General features: G+C 37.3%; 16 protein-coding genes and 1 pseudogene. 3 read left to right on the top strand and 14 right to left on the bottom strand.

Features of this window, described 5'->3' with window-relative positions:
• Nucleotides 1–511: 511 nt before the first annotated feature.
• The 4 genes and pseudogenes from KKC91_07850 to metG form a co-directional block, all read right to left on the bottom strand.
• A complete protein-coding gene (locus KKC91_07850) occupies nucleotides 512–1,081 on the bottom strand; it encodes a hypothetical protein (GenBank protein MBU0478464.1) in 570 nt (189 codons plus the stop codon).
• Between the two features lie 78 nt (nucleotides 1,082–1,159).
• Nucleotides 1,160–1,961 (bottom strand): annotated as a pseudogene (locus KKC91_07845) (hypothetical protein).
• Nucleotides 1,962–2,140: 179 nt separating this feature from the next.
• On the bottom strand, nucleotides 2,141–3,268 hold the full coding sequence (lpxB, locus tag KKC91_07840; GenBank protein MBU0478463.1) for a lipid-A-disaccharide synthase: 1,128 nt from the start codon (nucleotides 3,266–3,268) through the stop codon (nucleotides 2,141–2,143).
• Nucleotides 3,265–4,794 carry a methionine--tRNA ligase gene (metG, locus tag KKC91_07835; GenBank protein ID MBU0478462.1) on the bottom strand — a complete coding sequence of 510 codons (1,530 nt, stop codon included), beginning with the start codon at nucleotides 4,792–4,794 and terminating at the stop codon, nucleotides 3,265–3,267. The genes lpxB and metG overlap by 4 nt, the downstream gene beginning before the upstream one ends.
• Nucleotides 4,795–4,917: 123 nt before the next feature.
• On the opposite strand from metG, the gene KKC91_07830 reads away from it, so the two are divergent.
• The 3 genes from KKC91_07830 to KKC91_07820 are packed head-to-tail and all read left to right on the top strand — an operon-like array spanning nucleotide 4,918 to nucleotide 7,997.
• Complete coding sequence (locus KKC91_07830; GenBank protein ID MBU0478461.1) at nucleotides 4,918–5,358, top strand: CBS domain-containing protein; 441 nt, start codon at nucleotides 4,918–4,920, stop codon at nucleotides 5,356–5,358.
• A 35-nt stretch (nucleotides 5,359–5,393) separates the two neighbouring features.
• On the top strand, nucleotides 5,394–6,770 hold the full coding sequence (locus tag KKC91_07825; GenBank protein ID MBU0478460.1) for an SH3 domain-containing protein: 1,377 nt from the start codon (nucleotides 5,394–5,396) through the stop codon (nucleotides 6,768–6,770).
• Between the two features lie 27 nt (nucleotides 6,771–6,797).
• Complete coding sequence (locus KKC91_07820) at nucleotides 6,798–7,997, top strand: argininosuccinate synthase (protein ID MBU0478459.1); 1,200 nt, start codon at nucleotides 6,798–6,800, stop codon at nucleotides 7,995–7,997.
• A 1-nt stretch (nucleotide 7,998) separates the two neighbouring features.
• On the opposite strand, the gene KKC91_07815 is transcribed toward KKC91_07820, so the two are convergent.
• From KKC91_07815 to KKC91_07770, 10 genes are all read right to left on the bottom strand, one after another.
• Complete coding sequence (locus tag KKC91_07815; protein MBU0478458.1) at nucleotides 7,999–9,720, bottom strand: hypothetical protein; 1,722 nt, start codon at nucleotides 9,718–9,720, stop codon at nucleotides 7,999–8,001.
• A 14-nt stretch (nucleotides 9,721–9,734) separates the two neighbouring features.
• Nucleotides 9,735–11,051 carry an alpha-L-fucosidase gene (locus tag KKC91_07810; protein ID MBU0478457.1) on the bottom strand — a complete coding sequence of 439 codons (1,317 nt, stop codon included), beginning with the start codon at nucleotides 11,049–11,051 and terminating at the stop codon, nucleotides 9,735–9,737.
• A 27-nt stretch (nucleotides 11,052–11,078) separates the two neighbouring features.
• Nucleotides 11,079–13,028 carry a DUF3604 domain-containing protein gene (locus KKC91_07805; protein ID MBU0478456.1) on the bottom strand — a complete coding sequence of 650 codons (1,950 nt, stop codon included), beginning with the start codon at nucleotides 13,026–13,028 and terminating at the stop codon, nucleotides 11,079–11,081.
• A 60-nt stretch (nucleotides 13,029–13,088) separates the two neighbouring features.
• Entirely contained in the window at nucleotides 13,089–13,859 is a 771-nt protein-coding gene (locus tag KKC91_07800; protein MBU0478455.1) for a type II secretion system GspH family protein, read from the bottom strand.
• A gap of 14 nt (nucleotides 13,860–13,873) precedes the next feature.
• On the bottom strand, nucleotides 13,874–17,461 hold the full coding sequence (locus tag KKC91_07795) for a beta-galactosidase trimerization domain-containing protein (GenBank protein MBU0478454.1): 3,588 nt from the start codon (nucleotides 17,459–17,461) through the stop codon (nucleotides 13,874–13,876).
• Nucleotides 17,462–17,484: 23 nt separating this feature from the next.
• A complete protein-coding gene (ltrA, locus tag KKC91_07790) occupies nucleotides 17,485–18,834 on the bottom strand; it encodes a group II intron reverse transcriptase/maturase (GenBank protein MBU0478453.1) in 1,350 nt (449 codons plus the stop codon).
• Between the two features lie 232 nt (nucleotides 18,835–19,066).
• A complete protein-coding gene (locus tag KKC91_07785; protein MBU0478452.1) occupies nucleotides 19,067–19,735 on the bottom strand; it encodes a prepilin-type N-terminal cleavage/methylation domain-containing protein in 669 nt (222 codons plus the stop codon).
• Between the two features lie 24 nt (nucleotides 19,736–19,759).
• Nucleotides 19,760–23,371: a DUF4838 domain-containing protein gene (locus tag KKC91_07780; protein MBU0478451.1), complete on the bottom strand. Its 3,612-nt coding sequence runs from the start codon at nucleotides 23,369–23,371 to the stop codon at nucleotides 19,760–19,762.
• Nucleotides 23,372–23,541: 170 nt separating this feature from the next.
• Entirely contained in the window at nucleotides 23,542–25,341 is a 1,800-nt protein-coding gene (locus KKC91_07775; protein MBU0478450.1) for a DUF4838 domain-containing protein, read from the bottom strand.
• A 4-nt stretch (nucleotides 25,342–25,345) separates the two neighbouring features.
• A complete protein-coding gene (locus KKC91_07770) occupies nucleotides 25,346–25,921 on the bottom strand; it encodes a hypothetical protein (GenBank protein MBU0478449.1) in 576 nt (191 codons plus the stop codon).
• Between the last annotated feature and the right edge of the window lie 169 nt (nucleotides 25,922–26,090).

Raw genomic sequence — 26,090 nt, 5'->3', positions numbered from 1 at the left:
CTGTTCTCAATGGCATTGGAGTTATACACTTGCTCGGCAACCTCCGCTTCACTCAATAATTTCAGAAGCGATTGTTTCCCGACAGACGCAATATAATACCTCTCTCTTAAGCGATTGATTGTATTAAAAACATATAGTGTTTTTGCCATGGTGACAGTATATATCTTTTCACTCTTTTGTCAACAAAACCGTGAAAATTTATAAAAAATCGGTGATTTTCACGGTTTTGAGCTACAATTCCACCGCAACCGCCTGCTTTAGCTGGCGGTTATTGTAGGGGCAGCCCTTGCGTCTGCCCGTTTGAATATCCCTTTCCGTCATTGCGAACCGAACACCGGCAAACCAAATTGTTCCGTAGGGGCGAATCCGTGTATTCGCCCATTCCATGATATTAATTGTTTTTGTGATTTTTCCGTAGGGGCACGGCGCGCCGTGCCCTTTGCTTTCTTGTGTTATTCTATGAATTGGTTGGGGAATCCAGATGGTTAAGGTTTAACATTGTTTTTTAAAACTAATTGTCCTTATTTCTGCCTTTCTGCTTTCTGTTCTCCATTTTCTGTTTTGAGTAATTTACGCAGCCTTCATACAATGGCTTCAAAACGGTATCAATAGACAATGGCCATTCAGACCTATTATCAATTGATATTCCAACATGATCTCTAATAAGTTTGATTGTAATAACATGGTCTTTATTTTCGGGATTGAATTTACCAGATGAGTGAGCAAAATAATTTCTTAATCGTCTAACAATATTAATATGATTAGCGCCATCCAAAGTAAAATCAATATCAATACTGTTTGATAATATGTGATACGATTCAAGTAAAGCGCAGAGCCTAACAATAAAATTTTGGTTAATCCAATGACCAATCTGATTAATTTTCAAAATCCCTTCTTTAGATAGTCTCTTACTAAAAACAAATGATATATTAAAGCCTTGCGCAATATAATAGGGAGCAGTACTGGCTGATATACTGCCGACTGCATTTTCTTGAATGCATGGAAAGTATGCTCTGCAATTATTAAAATTATTCCAAAGAGCGTCTAATGCTTTTAATAAGTCATTAAGGACTTTATTCATATCATGCCCCAGTATATTATAATGCTCTGAATGAGCGACCGGCTGAACGGACGGTTCACTCAATCCTGTTATTTGACTTCATAGTTTGTTTAAAGCGGCATCGAGTGTAGCTTTTATTTTCTTCTTTTCAATCTCTGGATCAATTCGTTGAATATATTCTACAGAAGCAAGGTCATCACCACGTTTTCGATTTTGGCGTGGTTCAAGAGCCTCAATCAGGATTGCTTCTAATGCTGGAATTAATTTGGCGGCATTAAAGATTGCTGGAAGTTGTCCCAGTGTGCCAGACTCAGAAACTGGCAGAAGACCAAACCACGAAAAACGATCCCAGCGAGCTGTCAGTCGATCCATAGTATGCTCATAAAGTCTTTTTCCCAAAGGGCGATCAGACGTCCGTCCCACATATATTACTTCTCTTCCATCGTATAAGAGATAGATTCCAAGTTGTTTATTGAAATCGACTGGAGTAGCTCCAATTTGTTGCATTCCGAGTAATTTTGGGGTTGCATTCCATATTCCATTCAACAGCGTCTTTTCTCCAGAACATTCCAAATGAAGTTACTATCTCATACTGTTCCTCAGATTCTTCCGATTCTAATATCTCTGGTGTCAGTTTCGGCTTCGTTGTGATCAACACGACTTCATTCTTTTTTGCCAAAGAAAATATTCCCTTCCCAAGCCGAATATAAGGTGATTTTGCACCAGCGTGCTTGATTGAAGCACTGATCTGTGCATTTACGGTTGCGGAGGGAGTGGCTCCTAAATTTTGACGGAGCCCTTCCGAAATAATTTTTTCGGTTATCTCATTGTAATGAAGTGGAGTTGTCGAAGCTCCAAGAATTTTGTCAATTGCCTTACGCCATGTTAATTCAGTTGACATAGTATTTTCTCCTTTTTCATCTAATATTAATTACTGAACAAGCCATATTACCATAGCTCAAATTGCTCAAAACCTCAATAAAAATGCTGGATTCCCCAATCAAGTCATGGAATGACAAAAAAGATTGCTTCATGACACCGTCCTTCGCAATGACATGTCCTTTATTGTGAATCAAAGATTTATTCCTCCAGCATTTGGTATATACTCTCTGCTGCTCTTTTGCTTGCGCCCGGGCTTCCCAGCTTTTCTTTTATTCTAGCTAGTCTATTTCTTATATCTCTCATTTTTTCATTGCTATCTAGTATATCAAGAGTGCATCTACTAATATTTTCAGGATTTGCTTCTTCCTGTAATAACTCAGGAATTATTCTCTCACCAGCCATTATATTTACAAGCCCTATATGGGGAACCCTTAAAAAAGTTTTAAATAAAAAACTTGTAAAAGGAGATGCTTTATAAACAACAATCATTGGCACATTCAGAAGCGCTGCTTCAAGTGTTACAGTTCCTGATGCCCCGATTAAGAGGTCACAACAGCTCATTCCGTCATATGTTCGGTTTTTAATAATCTTAATACTAATCTTCAGGGTATGAAGAACTTGTTCAAGATCCTCCTCATCTATATTTTCTGCACATAGCAGCACAAATTCTACATCAGAGATAGAGTTCTTTATCATTTTTGCAGCTTGAACTAATGCAGGCAATATTCTTCTTATCTCCTGTTTTCTGCTTCCTGGCAATAAACCAACAACATGTTTTCCTGTTATATCCAAACTTGTTAAGATTTCTTCCCTTGTACCGGACGTTTTTACTATGTCAAGTAAAGGATGCCCAACAAATTCTACCGGCACATTATACCCTTTATAAAAATCTTCCTCAAAAGGAAGAATAACTATCATTTTATCCACGTATGCTTTTACTGTTTTTATGCGGCCTTTTCCCCATGCCCATAGTTGGGGGCTGATATAGTAAGCAACTTTAATATTTCTCTTTTTTGCCTGCTTAGCTAATCTCAAATTAAAGCCCGGATAATCAATAAGAATAACTAGTTTCGGATGATCTTCATCCATGATCTCACATAATTTATTAAAACGCCTTTTTATCTTAAATATTCCTCTAAATACCTCGCCTACACCAACTATATCAAGGTCATCAATATTGAATATATTTTCAACGCCTGCAGTGCGCATTCTATGTCCACCCATACCAATAAATTTAAGTCCCGGATCTATTTCCTTCATATATCTTACAAGATTGCTTCCATGCAAATCCCCCGATGTCTCACCTGCAACAATCATTATTTTCATTGCTCTATCCTTGGGAATAAGGACTCTGGCTTACGCATTAATTGGCCTGGCTGTAATAAGTTCAAATCCAGTTCATCAGTTTTCACAGAGTCATATCCCAGATAGTTGGCAAGTCTTAAAGAGATATTGGGCATTACAGGAGAAATTAAAATATTCATAATTCTGATAATATCACAGCATGTGTACAGGATACTTCCCAGCCGATCTCTTTGTCCCTCATTCTTTACCAGCTTCCACGGCTCAGTTTTATCAAAATATTGATTTGTAAGAGCTGAAATTTCCAAAAAATTCTTTGTAATTTCATGAATTAGAAAATTATCCAGAGCCTTTTTTATTGAATCTATCTTCTTTCCTACCTTTTCTTGAAGGACATTTTCAAGATCTGTCAGCTCCATACATTCGGGCACTCTGCCGTCAAAATTCTTTACTGTGAAATTAATGACCCTGCTGACTAAATTACCAAAATTGTTTGCCAGATGCGCGTTATAACTTGTTATAAATGAATCAAGTCTGAAATCTGCATCCTTGCCAAAAACCATCTCAGACATCAGTAGAAATCTAAGACCATCAACACCAAAAACATTGACTAATTCTAAGGGGTCAACCACATTTCCAATTGACTTGCTCATTTTCATGCTTTTATTGTTCCAGTATCCGTGAACTATTAATTTCTGCATTGGCTCTAATCCAATAGCACTAAGCATCGTAGGCCAGTACACAGCATGCGCCTTTAAAATATCCTTTCCAATAATATGATGTGAGTATTTCCAGTATTCCTTAAACAAGTTTCCGTCGGGATAGCCCAGCGCAGAGATATAATTAATTAAAGCGTCAAACCAGACATATGTTACATACTTTTTGTCAAATGGCAGCTCAATTCCCCAGTCTAATCTGTCCTTAGGACGCGATATACACAGGTCATTCAACGGCTCCTTCAAAAAAGACAATATCTCTGTTTTATACTGTTCAGGGGAAATAAACTCCTCATTTTTATTTATATAATCTATGAGCCAATCCTGATACTTTGACATCTTAAAGAAATAATTGCCTTCTTTGATTAATGTTGGTTTTGCCTTATGCTCAGGACAATTACTATCAACCAGTTCTCTCTTATCCAGAAATCTTTCACAGCCGACACAATATAATCCTTCATATTCCGCAAAATAAATTTCACCCTTATTATAAACTTTTTGGAGAATACTCTGAACAATTCTCTTATGGGAACCATCTGTTGTTCTTATGAATTGAGAATATTCTATCCCTAGCTTCCGCCACGTTTTCTTAAATTCTTCTGATATTTCATCTACAAATTCCTTTGGAGATTTACCATCTCTATTAGCTGCTTCAACTATTTTTTGCCCATGTTCATCAGTACCTGTAAGGAAATAAGTTTTAAAGCCAAATAGTTTTTTGTACCTGTTGATAATATCAGCAACTATTGTGCTGTATGAATGTCCAAGATGCGGGTGGCTGTTAACATAATAAAGAGGTGTTGTTATGTAAAACACCTTGTCTTTTTTATCCATAGCTAGTTAATATAGCATATTCGTGTTAATTTTTAAACAGCGGGAAGTATAAGGCAACACTAGACTTTTATTTTTTTAATTTTTGCTCTATAATAAATGAAACTATTCAGAAAGGAGTTTTAAATGAGTATTAAATCTATACTGCAGCAAAAAGGAGACGTTGTCTTTCAGATCCAGCCGGATAAACCTTTGTGTGATTGTATAAAGTTATTAAATGAGAAGCGAATAGGGGCGCTAATGGTCATTGACAAGAATAGCAATATCCATGGAATTATTTCTGAAAGAGATATATTACATGCAGCGTTTAATACAAAAGGACAAATGTGCGATAAGCTTGTAAAGGATATTATGACGCCAAAAGCCAAACTTATTACTGCTGCAATAGAAGATAAAATTGAAGCAATTATGGAAATTATGACCAATAACAAGATCCGGCATATTCCTATAATGGATAACGAAAAACTGTTAGGCATTGTGTCTATTGGAGATATTGTCAAGATACTTTTAAATGATGCTATCACAGAAAACAAACATATGAAAAATTATATATCCGGTGGTTATTAGTTTTTCTCTTAACTAAAATACAAATGTTTAAAACAATGTTTAGAATTTTAAAAATTAGAATTCCTAATTTGTTTCGGATTTCGGATTTCGGATTTCGGATTTTATTTGGTATTTGGATTTTGACATTTATACTTATCTCCGGCTGTGCTTCCAAGCTTTGCATAGCTCCTTATCCTTTGCCTCATGTTAAAGTAAAGATGCATACTCCTGGATATTGGATATCCAAGATAGATAATCCAGATAAGGTGATAATGTCCACAGAGGAAATTGAAAAATTCAATGAAACTAACCGCAAGAGAGAAAGAATATTAGAAAAAGTAATCCAGATAGATAATATAATGTCAGGCAAGCAACTATCCGGAAATATACTTAATTCAAGTAAACGTATTCAAAGAGAGAAATGGTACACAACTGATAATGTGCGGGTTGATAATCTATTTTTTGAAGCTATATACCGCAACATAGACCCAAATAAAATCCCTGATAAAGTAGATATTAAGTTTGGACTCACACTTCGCAGGACAAATCTACGCGTATTGCCCACAGATGAGATTATTATGTCCAGAAAAAACAACCATGATTTTGATAGATTCAAGGACAGCGCTATTGATGTGGGGCAGCCTCTGGCTTTGTTATGGGAGACAAGAGATAAGAAATGGGCATACGTTAAAACAGAGATTACTTCAGGTTGGATTCATGCTGAAGATATTGCAATCTCAGATAATAAGAATGATATTATTGAGTACAGGAAAGCTCAAGAATTTGTTGTTGTAACTGGGAATAAAATCGATATATTCTCTGATTCTGAGTGTAAAAATTTTCTAGATAGTGCGCAGATGGGAACTCACTTTCCTTTAATGAGCAGCAGCAAAAAAGAGTATTTTACTATTACGTTTCCTGCCGCAAATAAAAGAAATAAATTATCTTTTAGAAAGGCATATATACCAGCTTATGAGGATGTACACACAGGATATGTTCCGTATACAAAAAGGAATGCAATCAATCAGGCCTTTAAATTATTACATGCACCTTATGGTTGGGGAGGGATGAAAGGGGAAAGAGATTGCTCCAGATTCATAATGGATATATTTGCGTGTTTTGGAATAAGAATGCCGCGCAACTCTAGCTGGCAAGCAAAAATGGGCAGGGAAATTGCAGGATTTGATAGATTTAAAAATCTTCCACCCGGCATATCCATTCTTTATATGCCTGGGCATATAATGCTCTATCTTGGAGAGGATAACGGAAATTATTATGTTATCCATGATACATGGGAATATACTGAGGGAAGATGGCCATCTGTGGCAAAAAAGTATATTGGAAGAGTAGTAGTATCTGACTTGAGTTTAGGAGAATACGGCAAAACGGGTTCTCTGCTTGAGCGATTAAAGTCTGCAAGTGTAATCGATTAATCTATAAAAAGCAGGAGGGGACAAAAAGTGGCAAAAAAAATTGTAGTTGCATATTCAGGAGGGCTTGATACTTCTATTATAATTCACTGGCTAAAGAATAAATACAACGCAGAGATTATTGCATATACCGGAGACCTTGGGCAAGGTGAATGTCTAGAACCGCTTAAAGAAAAGGCAATAAAAACAGGCGCTTCCAAGATATATATTGAAGATTTACGAGAAGAGTTTGTTAGGGATTATGTATTTCCTTCTCTGAGAGCGTGCGCACTATATGAGAACAAATATCCTCTAGCGACTGCATTAGGCCGTCCTCTTATTGCAAAAAGACTTTTAGAAATTGCAAAGAAAGAAAAGGCTGATGCAGTAGCACATGGATGTACTGGCAAAGGCAATGATCAGGTGAGATTTGAGGCAACCTTTGCAGCATTAAATCCGGACATAAAAGTAATTGCGCCGCTGCGGGAATGGGAACTTAAATCAAGAGAGGAAGAGATAGATTATGCAATAAAACATAGAATTTCTGTTGATATTACAAAGAAAAGCCCTTACAGCATTGACAGAAACCTGTGGGGCATAGCAATTGAATGTGGGGCTCTTGAAGATCCATGGATGGAACCTCCTGAGGAAGCGTACCAGATCACACAATCTCCACTAAAAGCACCAAACAAGCCAGCATATATAGAGATATATTTTGAGGAGGGCATACCAAGAAAACTAAATGGGAATACTATTAACAGTATAAATTTAATAGAAAAATTAAATCAATTGGGCGCTCAAAACGGTGTTGGTAGAATAGATATGGTTGAAAACCGGCTCGTAGGAATTAAATCCAGAGAAATATATGAGGCTCCTGCAGCAGTTATTCTCCATAATGCTCATAACGCTCTTGAAGAACTAGTTCTTGACAGAGAAACCATGCATTTTAAGGAAATAATCTCTCAGAAATATGCAGAAATAATATATTATGGGCTATGGCATTCTTCATTAAAAGAAGCTCTGGATGAATTTGTTAATAAAACACAGGAAAATGTGACAGGTACAGTAAAGGTAAAACTTTATAAAGGCACCTGTACCGTTGTCGGAAGAAAATCAAAGTTCTCTCTGTACAGCGAAGATCTGGCTACATATACATCCAAAGATACGTTTGATCATAAATCTGCAAAGGGATTTATTGATATCTGGAGCCTTCCTCTGAAGGTAAGAGCATTGCTTAAAAAAAATAGATAGTTTATCTTTTATTTCTGAGAAGCTTTGTGTTCTCTTCGCCGCCGTTTTGAAGATAAATCAGAGGAACAGGTCTGTCAATATTCTCTATGAACTTTGGTCTCCCCTGCCATGGAGTAATAGAAAGAACATTGGTCAAATCCATCCAGTATTCAAGCCGGGAAGGTTTGAGGTTCCATGTCATATGAAAATGATTTGCTGGCGCAAACTGCTTGTATTCAAGCATGCTTGCATACTTTGGCACAACAAATGTATGTGGCCATGTTGGGGTAGATGCCTGACAAACAGCATCGCAAAGTTTGGCTGGAAGCTCAGCAGTAGAAACCTCATCCCAGACCATTGAGAATAAGCCGCTTATTGTATTATAACATAATCTGGCTGCAATACCCTCTATTCCGCCCGGCGAAACATAATTCACCGAATTACCGCCGCCCGGGAAATAATACAGGTCAGCTAACGGAAATCTGCATTTTGACATAATCTCATTAATGCTTGCACCGGGTCTTGCTGCCCAATCAAAGGATGCGCTCCCTGAATTGTCGCCGTCTACTATTCCTTTTTTCTCCCATAGTTCCTTACCCTGTAGATGGATATTAAGCCTTTTAGCAAGTACCTTGAGTTCCCCGATTTCCCAGACTTTGCGGAAATCCATGAATAAAGGAGGATTACCCCCGCTTAGATAAGTCATAAAAAGCATAGTGAGCAGTCCCTGTACGTCAGCTTCTGTAGCATAGGGAACAGGTGCTTTTCGCCCGTTATGATCAAAGGTTGAATTAAACAAAGATTCCATTACATCTGCAACAGGCAAAGGAATACCACGTGGATCAGAGCCCCATTCCAGCTGACTCATAAATCCGCCACCTACGGCATTCAAATCATTTAATAAATCTCTGTTTATAAGATACATTGCAAGAGACTGATTGAATCTTTCATCATCCTCATTATTCTGTAATTCAATCCGGTTTCCAACATAGCGGTTCAGCCACTTTCTCAATCCAATCAGTTCTTTTTTATTATATGCTTTCTTATTAAGCATATCAGCAAGCAGTTTCATATCCAGACGTGTAACTTCTATGCCAAATGTATTTCTCGTGGGGAGAATATGCGCTAAGGCTGTTTCCATTCCCATTGAGTCATGCCCGAATATAACAACGCGTCTTCCTCTTAACCCAACAGTTGTAACAGCGCCGTAACACCAGTCAATAAGATTCTCAGCAGTCTTTGCTGTCATTTTTGGACTGCTACCTGTATCCGGCCAGGTTCCAACATTCATATGCACCATACGCCCATACTGAGAAATAGCTCCATTAACAGCCTGGGCAAAAACAACACCCGGCTTGGGAGCACTGTTGCCGCAGGTGATATTTATCGGGATATCTGCAGGAAATTGCTGCAGTAATGATATAAGTGTCAGCTGAGGAAATGCCCATGTATCTGGAACACACACAAGAATATCCACACCGGCTTTTCGAAACTGTTGGGCAACAACATCTGCCTCTCTCTCTCCATCTATCAGAACTGCTGAATAAACCACCTCAACAGGCGTCTTATCAGGCAGGTAAACCTTGCCTGAGATAGTATTTGCAACCATCTCAACAATATTCTGACAGCGCCTGCGGCTCAGCTCATCAATCCGCGGGTCACTTGTAGCAAAAACACCAATGGTTGGAGTTTTTGGATCAGCTCTGTTTAGGAAAGGCAACTTTTTTGCTTTTACATTTGCCATTTTATAATCCTTTCCTATTTTAAAAACAACTCAATAACCGGCACAGCTATATCCGGCTTTTCAATCGGTAGAGCAAGTGTAAATGTTTCAGGACCTAATTTTTCAGATAGGGAAACATGTTCTTCTTTTAGTCCATGTCTTTGTATCTTTATCTCTGAGCCGTCATTCAGGAGCTGTGCGTATTCAACCTTATCTGCCATGTTATCAAGATGGATGGTTTTAAAAGGCCATGAAAAGACATGCAGATAAAGACGGTTGCCGTTCTGGGTAAATCTGCAGTCCTGAGGCGGCTTGAATTCACTCTGAGTTGCGCCATAGATAGAGCGGGAATGAAGTTTCATCCACTCACCTATATCATGCAGTCTTTCCAAAGCTTTTGGTTCAAACTGCCCTCTTGCTGTAGGTCCCACATTTAATATCATATTCCCGCCTTTAGAGACTGTATCAATCAGCATCTTGAGCAGCATCTCTGATGACTTCCATGCAAAGGGAGTTTTTGACGATCCAAAGACTCCAGAGCTATCTCTGTGATAACCCCAGCTCCCGTTCAACGTCTGGCATGTCTCCCATACAACAGGTTTCCCATCTACATGAACCCAATCGCGAGATTGAAACTGCTCAGGAGTGCAGAAATCCTGCGGGATCTCTGTGCGGTCATTGATTATTATATCCGGCATTAATTCCCTTATCACCTTAATAAGCTTTTCAGACTGCCAGTCTTTTTTGCCCTTTCCCTTCATTCCAAGATATTCATGACCAGAGTAAGAAAAATCAAAAAATAAATAGTCAATTTTCCCAAATCCTGTAAGCAATTCCCGAACCTGAGCATGTAAGTACTCAGCATATTTTTTGATATCACGATTTTTTGCCTGTTTTTTAAATTCTTCATCATCGCGTTGCGGGTGACGACCGTCCACAGGAAATTCAGGATGATGCCAGTCAATCAGCGAATAATATAATCCTATCTTAACTCCTTGCTTCCGAAAAGCTTCAACAAAGGGCTTAAGAAGATCGCGTCCTGCAGGTGTATTCGTTGCTTTGTAATCAGTCAGTTTAGAATCCCATAGACAAAAGCCGTCGTGGTGCTTTGTCGTCAGGACAGCATACTTCATTCCAGCATCTTTCGCTGCTTTTGCCCATGCCTCTGGATCATACAGGTCAGGATCAAAATGGTTAAAGTATTTCTGATACGCTTCATCCGTTATTTTTTCATAGTTTTTAACCCATTCATGACGGGCGGCAACCGCATAAATGCCCCAGTGAATGAATAGACCAAATCGGTCGTGAACAAACCAATCTGTCTTGCCGGGTGTAGATTCAGGTTTAAGCATTGTATTATCCTCCGGTTATAGTTTTTACTAAAAGTTTATCCATATCGGGCTTGACCACGCAGTTTCTTCATCTTCCTGTACAACTCTTACATAATAATAATCATTGTCTTTAGGTTTTTTACCTTTTAAATCATAACTTACACTTTGCTTTCCAGGAGAGTCTTTAAAGAATGTTTTCCCATTATTTATAATGCTTACTTCTTTTATTTTTTCTGTCCCATGGACTTCAATTTTTATATCAGGTTTGCTTTCTCTTTCTAATAAGATCTCAGAACCCATTGGAAAATCATTTAAGGAAAATTTGAGAAATATTCTCTCTCCTGTTGTAGCATAACATCTTCTTTCATACAGGGCTTTAAATATTGAAGTTCTGGTAAGTTCCTCTGCATAAACTGCAGTCAGTCCTGATTTACCTTTGGTTTCTTGAAAATATATTGCGTTTTCCTCCATATCGCTTCCAGGTCGGCCTATGTGTGTATCTGACCCTGCAGTGAAACCAAGTCTATATCCTCTGGCAAGCGCATCCTGTACAAAATTGCCTTTCTGGCATCTAATTAGAGGTTTTGGATTTCCGTAGTATTCTGACATCCCGTGCTTTGAATATATCTCAACAAGCCGTTGAAATCTTCCATCATGAAAGCGCCAGTCTGTTCCAGTCATTCGCCTCTCAAGGGGATATGCAGGATGATGTGGGATAGTTATTGCTCCTTTAGCATTGAGTAATGCCCATAATTTAACAGGGTTATCACTTATCCCGTCAGTATGAGAAAAGATTGGCCCATCATCATCCAGATAATAAACGTTCTTATGTCCATAGGGCAAACTAGTACGTGGGCTGCTTCTTTGAACATCACACCATTCATAGCCCAGAATTGTTACAAATTTACCAGGTTTGTTATATATTGAATGCATATATTTTACTATTGCCCATGCAGATTCTCTGGTGTTCCAGAAAGGACCCTGTGGAAGTGAATGTAATTTCCTGTCAATTATTAAGGAATCGTTCTCCGGGCATGAGACGAAGTCAAGTTTTGCAATATCTCGTGCGTACCTGAAATAGAAATCAGGTGTTTCCTGACTTGCAGAAAACGATGTATGGCCATGTATATCTCCCCAAAAAAGCTTCAGATTATCATTTTGCTTAACAGAAATGTTGGATTTTGCCTTTAGTGTGCCGGTTTTATCTTTTACACGGAAACTCAATATATCTTTTGAACAGCATTTCGAAACAGGAATTTCAATATTTCCCAATCCATTTTTAAGCTCAAGCTTACCAGAATATTCCTTTGTTCCTAACTCTCTTATTTCAATCTCTTTATTGAAGTTCTCAGCTACATTTTTATGTTTATCAAGAGCTTTAACAAAAAGATTCACCTTATCAAACTCTGAATTAAAAGTAGAACTAACAACTGCAGCGAAAGAAGATGCCTTTTGTGGTATTTTCTTTAATACAAGCGGCTCACCATAGTATATAAAATTCTCATTAGCTTCAAAATCAACGCTTATATAAAAGTTTATTTCCTGAGAAATGTGGTTAAGCACGCATCCTTTTCCTCCACCGGATTTGTCTCCCATAACTATCTGCAATTTGTCTCTATGATCCATTTCGTTTTTACCAAGCAATGCTATAATTTCGCCTGTCATGGAGTCATTAAAACAATCAATGTTTAATCTTATTGGGCTTTTTCTGTTTTCCTTGTATAAATAAGCAACAGTATAGCAACAGTGTTTTTTAATTCTCAGTACTTTCCCTTCTGTATTAACCTGCGTATTATGGGTATCTTCTACATAGTCCTGCTTAGGATTGTTTGATTGAAATATCGGCCATAGATGCCTGCCATGCACCCTTAGTTTTACTGCTCCTCCTGGCTTTATCTTGACGTCGTCACACAATTCAATACTAATCTTGACTGTAACGCGGTTACTAACAAAAACTTGTTCAGGACTGACTGAGACTTTGTAAAATAAGTTTTTCATCTAAATTTTCCCATTACTTTCTGTAACTAAACTTGTATAATCTTACTTGCATGCTATGTCTTATTCTCTATCCCATAAGCTGGACGCATCACCTACAGTAGCACCATTGGCAAACTTGGTGCTGTATGGATTAGACCCAGCCGCACTGGTACCTGTAGGAACTGGTTCTGAGCTTGCATGTCCATCTACCCATAGAATATTAACACAGGCATTATGTCTGGGATCTAAAAATGCTTCATTTACCTCAGTACCTGTAGCATTGTAACGAAGGAGGTAATATCCGAAATTTCTGTTTACCGTGAAATACTGATAGCGGGTATCAGCTAACAATACTGTTTCTGAAGGGCATCTGATTTTGAATAGTTTTGCTGGGGGACAGTGTGTATTACCATAAGCTTCTAACTTACTACTCCCAATATGATAATAATTATATCCATAATCGGGATATATCCAGTCTGTTGCGCTAGGATTATCTGTATAATCTTTCCATGTAGATTCCCACCATTTTGCTTTTCCACGCAAGTTTGGACAGTGAAATAAAGGGCCTGTAGCATAACCTTCATGACAAAGTGTATAAGACCACAGTCCTAAACCACCGGAAGCTGTGTTTCCAGGAACAGAGTACCCATCATAATCCTGGGCATACATAGCAAAAGATAATCCTAGCTGTTTTAGATTACTTACACACTTGATTCTTCTCGCCATCTCCCTTGCTTTTGACAGTGCAGGCAAAAGCACCGATGCAAGCAGGGCAATGATTGCTATTACAACCAAAAGCTCAATTAACGTAAATCCAACACTTCCAAACATCTTTCTTATTTTAGTTAGCATAATTTTGCCTCCTTTTATTCATATTCAGGAATGACCTTTATGAAGTTAATGCCTTGCCAGGGCGGCCACATCTTCTTACCCTCTCCTGTGTTTTTAATAATTATCGAATTCTCTCCAACTTTAATATATTCTGAGTTAACCTCAAATTGTCTTACACCCCATTCATTATCTGGATAGGTACTTCTTCCCTGAAAGACAATTTTATCATTGATAAGTATCTCCAGTGGAGCTTTTGTTGATATATTATCATCTCTCGCTCCTATCTCCAGTGTAACCTTTTTTACCTTTTTCTTTAAAATAAAAGTCGTTTTTATTTCAGGAATTTCACTTTCTGTTCCATATATTATCCGTGACAGTTCGCCTTTACTTGGACCAGTATACTTTCCACCAATGATTTTCTCTGAATCAGCAAATATTACAATATTATTCGGGTCATACTTACCAACTAAAGGAACTTTTTCTATAATCTGTAATTTTTTTGCTTCAGGTATCTTATTGACTATTTTGCCTTTGGTTATTTTTAATATCCTCTCATCTTTACCTTGACTGAAGTAAAGGATAGCGTATCTATATAAAATAGGTAACTCTACCTTGATATATTCACCTTGTTTAATAAATGGCATCTCTACCGTTTCATCAAAATCAGGAGAAATCAGATATACTTTCTTCATATTTTCTGCTCTTACAGAAATAGAAATTGGCTTATCAGTGGAAGGTAGATGTTTCCCTACATCTGGAAAGTTGACATCCGTTGTTGTCGGCACTATTCCTTGCTTGAGTCTACCACCTAAGAAGTTTGCCAGATGAACCTGAATTCCTTCTAAATCTCCATATTTCTGTCTATATGCTTCCACCACTACTCCGGAAGGTAGATTTTCTGCGATGAAAGGAATATCTTTATTGTTATAGATGGCGCACTGCTTTAATATCTTTCCGAATTTTTCATCACGGTTGTCTTCCCAGTAAGTTCCTGGTTCTATCAGGTTGCGGTAGTAGGAGGTATAGAAGTATTTTAATTCAGGATGTCCGGCAAAATAGACAACTTTTCCTTTACCATAATTGTTTAGTATTATTCCAGGATATTTCCTGCCATTCTCCTTTACCATCTCCCCAATTACTTTGCCATTTTTTACCTTTACCAGATCAAAGGGTTCATTATGTTCAAAAGTTCCGATAAACTTACCTGTGAGTTCATTTTCTTTGGGTATAGAAAGGATATTTTCTCTGCTATTCGTCTCAGAGAGATATGAAACTCCGAAGAGCTCTGCTAAGCCAAAATCCTTTCTTTGATTGCCTTGATTATCGTAAAGAGAGGCATCTCCTGAAGCAATAAGTGTTCCCCCTGCATTAACAAATTCACGAATTGCTTTTACTGCTTTATCTGAAAGGTTACCAGTATTCAAAAGCATAACTGTTTTTAAATCCAGTTCTTTTAATCTTTTAATATCCATATCCTCGTCAATGATAATTCTATATGGTATATGACTGTCAGTTAAGGCAGTGCATAAACCAGTAAAACCATATATCCATTCGTGTGTATTTCTTTTGGGGTTATAGAGGCTTGTATCCAGGGAAAAGAGGATACCAATGTTGGCATATGGCCTGGTTTTCATCAAGATATCTTCATACTTCTGTTCCCAGTTAATCAAAGGCTGCCAGCATTTAGTTGCATTGTCATCTTCAGATATCCACCAAAGACGACAGCCTTGGCTCATAGCAATTAACCAGCCCCATGTATAATCTCCATATGTCGTTGGATAAAATAATGTCCAGGGAGCACTATCTGTATGGTCAGAGATTCCTCTTAGATTCTTCATCTCACAGATGATATATGGCCAGAGATAAAGATATCCATTACGAAAGCCAGGAGGTTCACATTCATAGCCGATAATATCAGCCCATTTCAAAGATTCACTAAATCTACTACCACTTCTAAAATAGGTATTGGGTAGCGTATTATGAGAACGGTACGTTATGCGAGTAGCTCCATATTTTCCCAATATACTTTTGACAGCTAAATTAACTTCCAGTACTTTTTCTCCCCGCCATTTTTGCCACCGAATAGTAGCAGGATTTTTCGAATCACTAAAAAAAGCATTATATTTTTCAGGTAAACTATACTCTGTTTCTTCTTTAAATCTTCTTCGGCAAGAAGGACAAACTGCACTATACGACCAGAAAGCTATCTCATCCTGCATCAATCCATCTGCTCCGGTCTCTTTAATTAATCTTTCTAATCTTTTCAAAAAATCCTTCTGAAAATCTTTATTCGCAATACAGGTACAATAAGTGCCGTATTCATTGTGTATTGGCTTGCCCGTTTTAATATCAATCGAAGCGTAATCAGGATGCTTGTCTATATATTCCTTGGTCACCATAGTGCAGGTGGTGTGGAGAAAAAATTTAATTCCGTATTTATGGCAGGCATCCACCATTATTTTTGCATTTCTTATTATTTCATCCAGGGTTAAGAAGTGGTTACCAGACGTACCCAATTTATCCTCAGGCTCTTTAAAAAGATAGCGGTTACGCTCCGCTAAAATAATATTAAACCCCCTTTCTTTAGCCTGCCTGGCTATTTTCTCCGCTTCTTCCTTAGTAACATTTCCATATGAAATCCTCGTCATTCTGAGGTTATATTTTCCATCGGCGCCTGTTTTCGGCAAAGGTCTTTCCTCATCCGAAAGCGATAAAGCAGGATAACCGATAAATTGCTTCCGTGGTTTATAATAAACTGAGTCAGGACCTGGTTTTCCTGTTGCTAATACATAATCTTCTTTTTTATTCATCTTGACATCTATTTCTTTTTTTTTAAGATATGGCTGCACCTTTTGATATATAGATTCTACCTCTTTAGCACTCTTTGCTGGAAGAAGAATCATCTGCATCTTTATCTCATCTTCCGGCCCAATTGTCTGAGTGCTGGGAGTTGGCATAATCAGAAGACTGGTGAAAGGAGTTTGCTGAAGAGTTTCAGAAGTAATAATCCCATAACCTGTCATTTGACCTACTTTAGGCAGGGAGCTCAGATACAGCCATTCAACTGCTGGTAAAGTTCCATATTTGCCTTTCCATGAATTTACATTCAAATCAGGAGTAGTGTAATCTTTCCCATAAAACCAACCCCAGGAAGAATAACATGCAAAGGAAGATGTTCCTATATTTCTTATACGGCTGGTCAGGAATAAGCAGGGAATATCTTTTTTTATTTCCAATAACAATTCAAGTTCACAATCCTTGCATTCTTTGCCAATATCTTTAGTGCTATCAATCAGAGAAAATACTGCTTTCACTATCTTATGTTCACTATCATCAGCAACCATCTTTGCTTCCTTTAAGCGCTCTGGCCTCATAGAGAAGTTATCTGTTTTGTTCTGAATTGTTAAGAGTGCAGTACGGCACCCACTTACAGTAATAAGTGTTTGCTTAGCTGCTTTCACAGTAAAGACGGCATCGCCACTTGCAAGTGTAATTCTTTCATCCTGCTTGGAAATATTTACGTAAAGCTGATCCTCTGCAAAAGTTGTATTTGCAAATACAAATAAGATTAGGAACAACGCACCTATTGTCAAAATATTATTTGTTCTTTGTCGAGTAGACATCTTTTGTAACCTCCTATGGTTATTTAATGCCCCTCGCAGAACCGTGCTTGTGGATTTCCCACACACGGCTCTTCAGTAATACTTCCTCTATGCGAGTATAGGACATATGTTAAGTGATATATCTTCGGTTCAGGCAACGGATTGTATTCCTTAAAACGACAATACTGCCTATAAGCATAGCTTTTCTTTTGACTGCGTCTATTTATCCACTTATAAGCAAGTTTCGATGTCTGAATGTAGAATTTCCTTAACTCCCTCATATTGCCACTTATTCCATAATAGCGGTAGTGTCCAAGCAATTTTGCTCTCAACACTTTCCACCACTCTCTTAACTTTACGAAGTTTCGGACTTTCTTTAACCATTCATTCATACCTTTCATCTTTTGCCTGAATTTCAATCTTGAGGTCTTTTGCCCTGACTTAAAATTCCCTTTTCTGCTTTTATCGCAGTAATGTGTAAAACCCAAGAAGTCAAACGTTGCCACTTTCCTGCCTTCTCTTTGCGCCCTTTGCCAAGCATATCTGCCAAACTCAATTATCCTCGATTTGTTCTCGGCTATCTCTAGCCCGAACTTATCAAGTCTTTTCTTTAACTTTTCCCCGAACGCTTTTGCTTCGCTTTCACTCTGAAAGCAAACAATAAAATCATCTGCGTATCGGATGAGCTTAGCATATCCTTTTAGCTCTTTCTTAATTACCTTCTCAAACCACAGGTCTAAAATGTAATGCAGGTAAATATTACTCAAGACGGGGCTTAATATCCCGCCTTGCGGTGTGCCTCTGTCTGTTTTGATAAATTTACCTTCTTCCATTATCCCTGCCTTTAAGAAGCGGGCAACCAACCTGAGCAGACTTGTGTCTTTTATCCTTTGTCTTAGACATCTCATCAGCCATTGGTGGTTTATGCTATCAAAGAATTTTCTAATATCCATATCTACCACATAATTGACGGGTCTGGTCATTATGGTTTTATCCAACACATTCAACGCTTTGTGACAACTTCTGTTAGGACGAAATCCATATGATACATCTATGAAGTCTACCTCAAAGATTGCCTCAAGTATTTTCTTAATTCCCATTTGCACTATTTTGTCCTCTACTGTGGGAATTCCCAGCCCTCGCTTCTTTCCTTCACTCTTGGGTATGTATACTCGTCTAACTGGTTGCGGCTTGTATTTCTTCGCTTTTAGTCTTGCCACTAAATCCTTGAGATTTGCTTCCAGGTCGTATTCATATTCCTTAACACTTACCCTATCTATTCCTGTAGCCTTTTTTATCAGGGACCAGTGAAGGAGGTCAGCAGAGTATTCTGTCCTCGGCACAATATCTGTAAATTCAAGATTTAATGCTGCCATTTCGCTTTTATAACTCATTTTCCTATCATTTACTATCTTCTCAAAAAAACTAACTGATACAAAAACTACACTTTCCCATCTGAACTGCATAGAAAATCACTAATTTTAAGCCTTTTTCTATGAAAATCAGCTTCTTTTTTAGACCAATGCGTAGCAAAATCCCTTTTTTATTCATTCTAATCTAACCCTCGCCTATCTGTTTCCTTAATTTTGAAAATGGCTGTTAAAGGAACTTGGGAACTTTAGATTATTAGTCGTATCCAGCTGTTAGAGCTGCTGTTAAACTGTCTCCAGGTCTTAACTCAGCTCTAGTTTTTCCTTCTACATGACCATCTGCATATAAAACATTTGCATGTTCATTATGCCTACAGGAAACATAGCCCGTAGCAGTAATATAGTCTATCTCATAATCAGTTATTCGATCATTATCTACTAGCATTATAGCTACTGTAGCATCAGAAATTCGGGATGTTTTATGAAGAGGATAACCAGTCTCTAAATTTCCCATAAGACGAGCATTAGATGCATACATAGTATAAAGGAAGTGCCCATCGGCATATTGTCCCCAACCTCTTTTCTCAGAAAGACATTCAAAAATACATCCTCTTCTTTCCGAAAGAGCTGGATAAGATATTCCATAGTTATCACGCAATATATACATCCATTGATTAATCAAATCAACGGAAGCTGTTGGGCTAACATTACTAGGTAAAATCCATCCATCATAATCCTGTGTATAAAGAGTCGCAACTAATCCCAGTTGCTTTAGATTGCTGACGCATTTGATGTTTCTTGCCATCTCTCTTGCTTTACTTAAAGCTGGCAACAGCATACTTGCAAGGAGAGAAATCACCGCAATTACAACAAGCAACTCTAAAAGGGTAAATCCAGCAGCTTTTTTATATAGTCTCATTATCATCTCCTAATTTATTAATTTTTCCATCTATTCTCTAACAAGCTTAATAGGATGATTTGTTATACGAATATAATCCAATTCTATGTGCCGAATAACCTCTTCTTTTTTAGAGCAGGAACAACTTAGATAAATTGCAAAATAAGTTAACTTTAGAGGAGATGCGTAATCTTTTTTATCTATTCTTTTAGCTTTTTTTGCCCTAACTCCGTCTTTTGCAAAATTAAACACTTTAACTCTCCACTTGGGAGAACCCTCTTGAGAGCTTATTCTAAAAGAATCAGTATATTTTTTGCCATCTATACCTTCATAAGAATAGACAGCCGTTATACCTACATCTTTATAAGTGTTACAAAATCTAAGCTCACACCAGGGAGAATTTGAAACATTTATATCCTTTACAGCTTTATTAAAGAAAAATTCTGCCTTACATTGTTTTTTATTTGCAGGGAAGGTTACTTTCCATAGAAGAATATCGTTTGTTGCTTTGTGCCAATTGCGATATCCTTCGCTGTAGTCCGGTTTTATACCATCAGGAGTATTTATCGCTCGATAAAAAGCAAAAGAGTAATTTTCTTCCGGACCGCTAAATGTCTCAAAAAAAGGAGATTGCTCAGTGAAAAGAATTTTTCCAAAATCTTTTGGTTTATTGAAATTCCTGCAAGTAGGTGTCCACTGAGATAACTCATGGTTCTCTCCAACTCCGCTTCGTTTGTTTCTACATAGATTAAAACGCCATGTAGTGCCTGAAATTATTTTTTCTATATCCAAACTCTTTAAAGGTAAAGCAATCTCCATTACCCAAAAACCTTCTTCTATAACTGTCTTACTCTTAACGCCACTTTGCCATTTAGGGTCACCATTCATATTTATTACGCGGCGATCAAAAATAACATCTTTTAAATTTATGCAAATTTGATAGTAGGTTTCAGGTATGTTTATATCAGGACATATAAATATCTCAATGGAATCATCTGTATACACTGGAGAGTCGTAAGTGGTATGTACTAATCTTTGATTTTCCCAATCAGGATCTGTCCCTTTAACGGCAATGAATAAGGTATTATTAGCCGTTGATAATTTGAAACTCGTAGGAAATCTTGGAGGAATTGGGCCATCTGTTTTGAATAATTCGTGTTTTTCTACTGTTTTCCATATTTTGTCATCTAACTTTCCATCAATTACAGGTGCTTCTATCTCTGACAATTCTGTAACAATCCAGTTCTCTTTATTTTCTTTATGAAACGCAGTTGCTATTTTTTGGAATTCATCAAAGTAACCGTCTCTTATCCATTCAAGTCGCTTTCTATAGATTGAACCAGAGGGGGCGAGAGTCATTGCTTCATCAAATAATTTGACAGCTTTCTCAACAACCTCTGGCGGATATATTTTCCCATACACATCTTGTCCGGAGAAAGTTGGATATGCTCCTTTTTGAGCTTCCACGCCTCTCACATTTTCCCAGCGGTCTATCAGTAATTCATGGAACTTTTTCATGGGAACACTGGCTGGTCCAAAGAAAAGCTTATAGTAGCAGTCAAGTTCCTGATCTACATCTGTATATCCACCCCATAAAGCTTTCATAGTAAAAAAAAGATTAAGATGCACTTGCGCCAGGTCACTTGTTACTCTTACATTCTTGTATCGTAAGACTTTTTTAATAGGACGATGGTGTAAATGTGTATCCATTAATTCTGTAAAACAAGAAGTTATTATATTTTTGTGTTTCTTATAATAGTTTACGATCTTATGTGGCAAAAAATATGGAACATCTGAATAGGGCAGGTAATACTGCCATACAGAAATACTTGATACGTGTTTACTCCACTCTTCTATCATCCTTTCTAATTCTTTTTCATACTCGGGTAATCCAAAATAAATCATATATGGGTTAACACAAAGCCGAACAATCACATTATCTGGCAAGATTACATTTCTGGGCGGTAAATAATAACCTTCATAAGCTAGTCCAACGACTTTTTTATCAGGATATTTTTTGGAAACTTCCTTAGCCACTTTAGCAACAAATTCCCACACCAGGTTACTCTGAATTCCCTTATCTCCTCTTGAAGGATCCATTTTAGCCTGACATGCTTTGCAGTGACAAGGATTTGTGCGAAAATTATCATCAGGCACTACATATATAAAATCATCAGTAGGATGGGCATGAATCCACAACCTGCCTTCTTTTGTTCCACTGTACCAATCATCTATTGATTTCAGGTAAAGCTTGAGCGTGTTTGGATGACTTAAACAGTATTGAGGATAACCACCCTTCCATTTTTTAGTTTTCTCATCCCAGTTCCCCAAAATACGTTCTTTACTGGAAGAAAGAGCAAATATCTCAGGGTGCGAATCCTTATACTGAACAAGGTGCACCATGCTATGATTAGGATTTAAACTCTTTATTCCAATACCCTTAAGTCTCCTATACCACAGATAACTTTCTTCAATAGTGGCTTCATTAAATATAAAAGGCCAATAAGTGCGGGAGAAAAAAGCAGCTCTTTGTTCAATAGGCAATCCTGATATTTCAATTTCCCCTTTTGTTTCATAACATTCGCCTAGCTCACCAGGAGCATACCACCGAACCCCTAAAAAACGCTCAATAAACTCATATGTGCCGTAAAGAACTCCAAAATTGCCAATCTGCGAACTAATTGGCTCAATATCTGACTCTCCTCCCATAATAACAATATTACCATTCCATTCTGTGATGAGAAATTTTTCTTCCTTATAGTTTAGCGGATCAAACTCTTTCTTCTTAGGTAAGGTGAGATTATGTCCGATAAAAATGCTTTTTCCTCCATTAGAGGCACCTTCGATAATATTTGGTTTAACTTTTGTAACTTTTTGTATGTACCGCTGCAATTCTTGCGCGGCAAAAAACACAGCTTTTGATGGATTCTCTCTTGTCACAATTTGAAAATTGCTTATACTATTTACTTTCCCACGTATTATAATCTTATTATTTTCATTATTCTTATTGGGCAGTAAAACAAGCTCGGATGGTGCTTCTTTTGTATTTTTAGCAATAAGTCTAATATTATCGAAAAAAAGTGTGCAATCAGGATCAGGACTATTTGTCGAAAAAGTGTAAGAAAAACAAATATAGAACACTTCATACAGGTTAATTCCACTTTTTGTCAATTTAGAAGTTGGAATTTCCAAGTGATTCATCGCATTTGCTTTCAATTTTAAGTACCCCAAATATTGTTTTTTCTCCTTAGGATTTTCTGTGGATATTCCCTTAATATTAATATACAACTTAACTCCTTTATTCTTTTCATTATAGATATCGAAATTTAATGACTTATATTTACTCCAATCTCTATTTTCTCCAGTAAGGTATCTATAAAACGAACTAAAATCATGCTTTTGTTTTAGAAATGAAACCTTTAAGGAGTCTGTTCCTTGAGTAGCATGAAGATTAGAAAGCTCCCATTTGAGACGTGGTATTATATACCATTTAGTTGGCTGCTCACTCCACTCTTCTTGTATCTCTTCTCTACTTTCAAAAGCACCCAGTAGTTTAATTCCAGTATCTTTCTTAGTCTCTTCTGCTTGAATTGTTGATGTTCCTAGCCAACAAATTATTCCTGTTGCTATTAAAATTACTAGCTCAATTTTTATAGTTCTCATTGATACATTCTCTATTCGAATCTAACGTTCTTTGAAATTTAGCTTAAAAAGTTAATTTTTTAACTTTCTCTCTACAACCTTCTTCCTATCGCTATTTTTTCTTTTTAACCTTATCCCCATTCTTCACATTCTTTTTTATTCGATATCCCAATGCTTTGCTGGTGCCGCCATTACTTATATTTTTCTTTCATGGCTGCCCGTTTTTCCCAAGTTGTCTTTATCCCTTCAAAACCATTTCTTATCCATTCAACACGTTTTGAATAGATACCACTTTTTGCATCTTTACTCGCATCACTTAGATGTCCAATCAAAGATCTCATAACATTATCTGTATAAACATATTTATAGATATCGTACGTTTTCTGAATATAGTGAGGACAATTCTCCCAGCTAGTAATCATAAGAGTAAAAAAATTTTCCATTGATTTCCCTGCAGGACCATAAAAGCCATAGTAATAGTCCTGAAGAAATTTATCTATATCCATATCAGGATTCCACAGGGTTCTCACGATGAAAAGCGCCTCTAAATGCTGGAATGCGGGATTAGCCCAGCTCCATTTTCCATCTCTTTTCGCCCTATTGCTCATATTTCTATCAATCATCTGAAAGAAAGCATCTCTTGCACCGTACTCATAACCTCTTTTGTTAATTTTTTGTATAATGTGTGGGGCTACAGCGTAGATACCTTTGCAGCTATAAGGAAGCTCCAGAGGATAATGCCATATGGAAAATTGTTTTGCCTTTTCCCTCCAAGATTTCAAGTCTTTTTCGAATTTTTCCCAGGCCTTTTCGGAATTAAATTGATATACATAAGGATCATTCCTGATACAAAGAGTAACCTGAACATTATCCGCAAGTTTTTTAGCCGGTGGCAATGTATAACCTTCATAGGCACAGCACAAAACCTTTCTGTCAGGATACAATTTTTTACACTCCTCAGCAACTTTTGATACATAATTCCACACATAGTCCGACGTAATGCCATTCCCACCTCTTTCCGGAGTATATTGCTTCTTGCATTCAGGACACTGGCATAGATACATCGGGGAATTATCGTTAGGCATAACGAATATGTATTTGGCCGTAGGCTGTCTTATATATGTAAGTTTCCCATTGATAGCAGATTGAATGTTTTCCATCTCCTGCTTTAAGACTCCGGGACATGAGTAACATAGGTGGGGATAGTGCTCTTCAGTTGTTTTTCTTGTGCCGTCTGGCTGTAAAGCAAAATATTCTGGGTGGCTCTTGCCGTACCATTCTCCCCATTTATGATGTGAATGATTTGCTATTGCTACGCCTTTGCCAAAAGACATTCTTATTCTCAAATACCACTGATTCATATCCTCATCACTGGCGTCATCCGTATAATAAGGATTGAGAAATCTATTGCCATACTTGGGACTATCCTGTATATCCTCTCCTTTGACTGATATATCTTTGGCTCTTGGAACTACCTCTCCGAACTCTCCGGCATAATACCAATGGACACCTAATTCACGCTCCAAAAAATCATAAACCGCATAGAGGCTACCTACACTTTGAGTGCTACGGACATTTATTCTGCTCTTAGAAAGCATATCATATCCATAGAAGACTATTTTATTCCCGAACCTGCGAATGATAAATTCCTCATACTTCAAACTTTTAGTATCAACATTCAATCTCTCAAGTACCGCATGATCTCCAATAATAAGGTTGGCTTTTTCTTCATCAATAGTCTCTACTATCGCTAATTTCGCTCCACTTATCTTTTCTATATAATACTGCAGTTCCTGAGCAGCAAACTTTGCTACCAGTGATGCATTTTCATCAATAACTATTTGAGCTGATGGTTTGCTATCTTTGACTAATATTAAATCAGTAGTTTCACTATTAAGGTTTGTTAAAAGAGTGAATACAATAAAGATAGATAATACACCACCTAATAGCTGACTTTTTCCCAACTTCATAAAGAATTTCTTTTTATCCATAATCTTATTTCTCTTCAAAAGATTTCTTTAATTGAATGCCTACATGCCGGAAATAGGCGGTTCCTTTCATATCACAATTAATGCGTATAATTATTTTGTCAACTCCTTTTAGAATCTTGAAATCCTTACTCCATTCCATCCACTCCTCAGGTTCAACCTGTATATTAGTATCCACATAAATATTGAAAATCTCTTGCCCGCATTTTACCTCTTCTCCTTCAATATATTGATATAGTGCAAAAGCGAATCTACCGACTGCCTCCTTGGAGGCTTGGTGAACTAAAATACAGGTGATATCCGTATCCTTTTTGAAATTAAGTCCTTGGATATGTTGAGAAACAACGGCCGAAAGGCCGGCCTTTTTAGTTGATACATATTTCAATACACTTCGGTTAAAAGTATCCGTATCAACCTCCCAGCGCTGGAACTCCTTTGTCTTGTCCGACACCCATGTACTCCAGTATTTCAACCCCAATTGAAAATCAGGATTCTCTACTATATTTTTATTCTCGGCATAAACTGAAAAGCATAATAAAAAAACTATTCCCAGAAATAAACTCACTATTATTATCTTCTTCATCTTTTTTCCCTCCCTTAAATATTAGGTTACTAGTCTCCTGTAAAATTCACAACTCACTGTTACACAGGAAGTTGCAAACATTAATTTCTTGACTTTCCCCTCCAGCCTTGATATAATGTAACTGCTTCTCAAATAATAAGTTACAACAAAAACCGAAAGGAAAAGTCAT

The sequence above is a fragment of the bacterium genome (genome assembly GCA_018812485.1).
Taxonomy (GTDB): Bacteria; JAHJDO01; JAHJDO01; order JAHJDO01; family JAHJDO01; genus JAHJDO01.
Note: the sequence above shows the minus strand (reverse complement) of the source record. Positions and strands in the feature narration are given on the sequence as shown.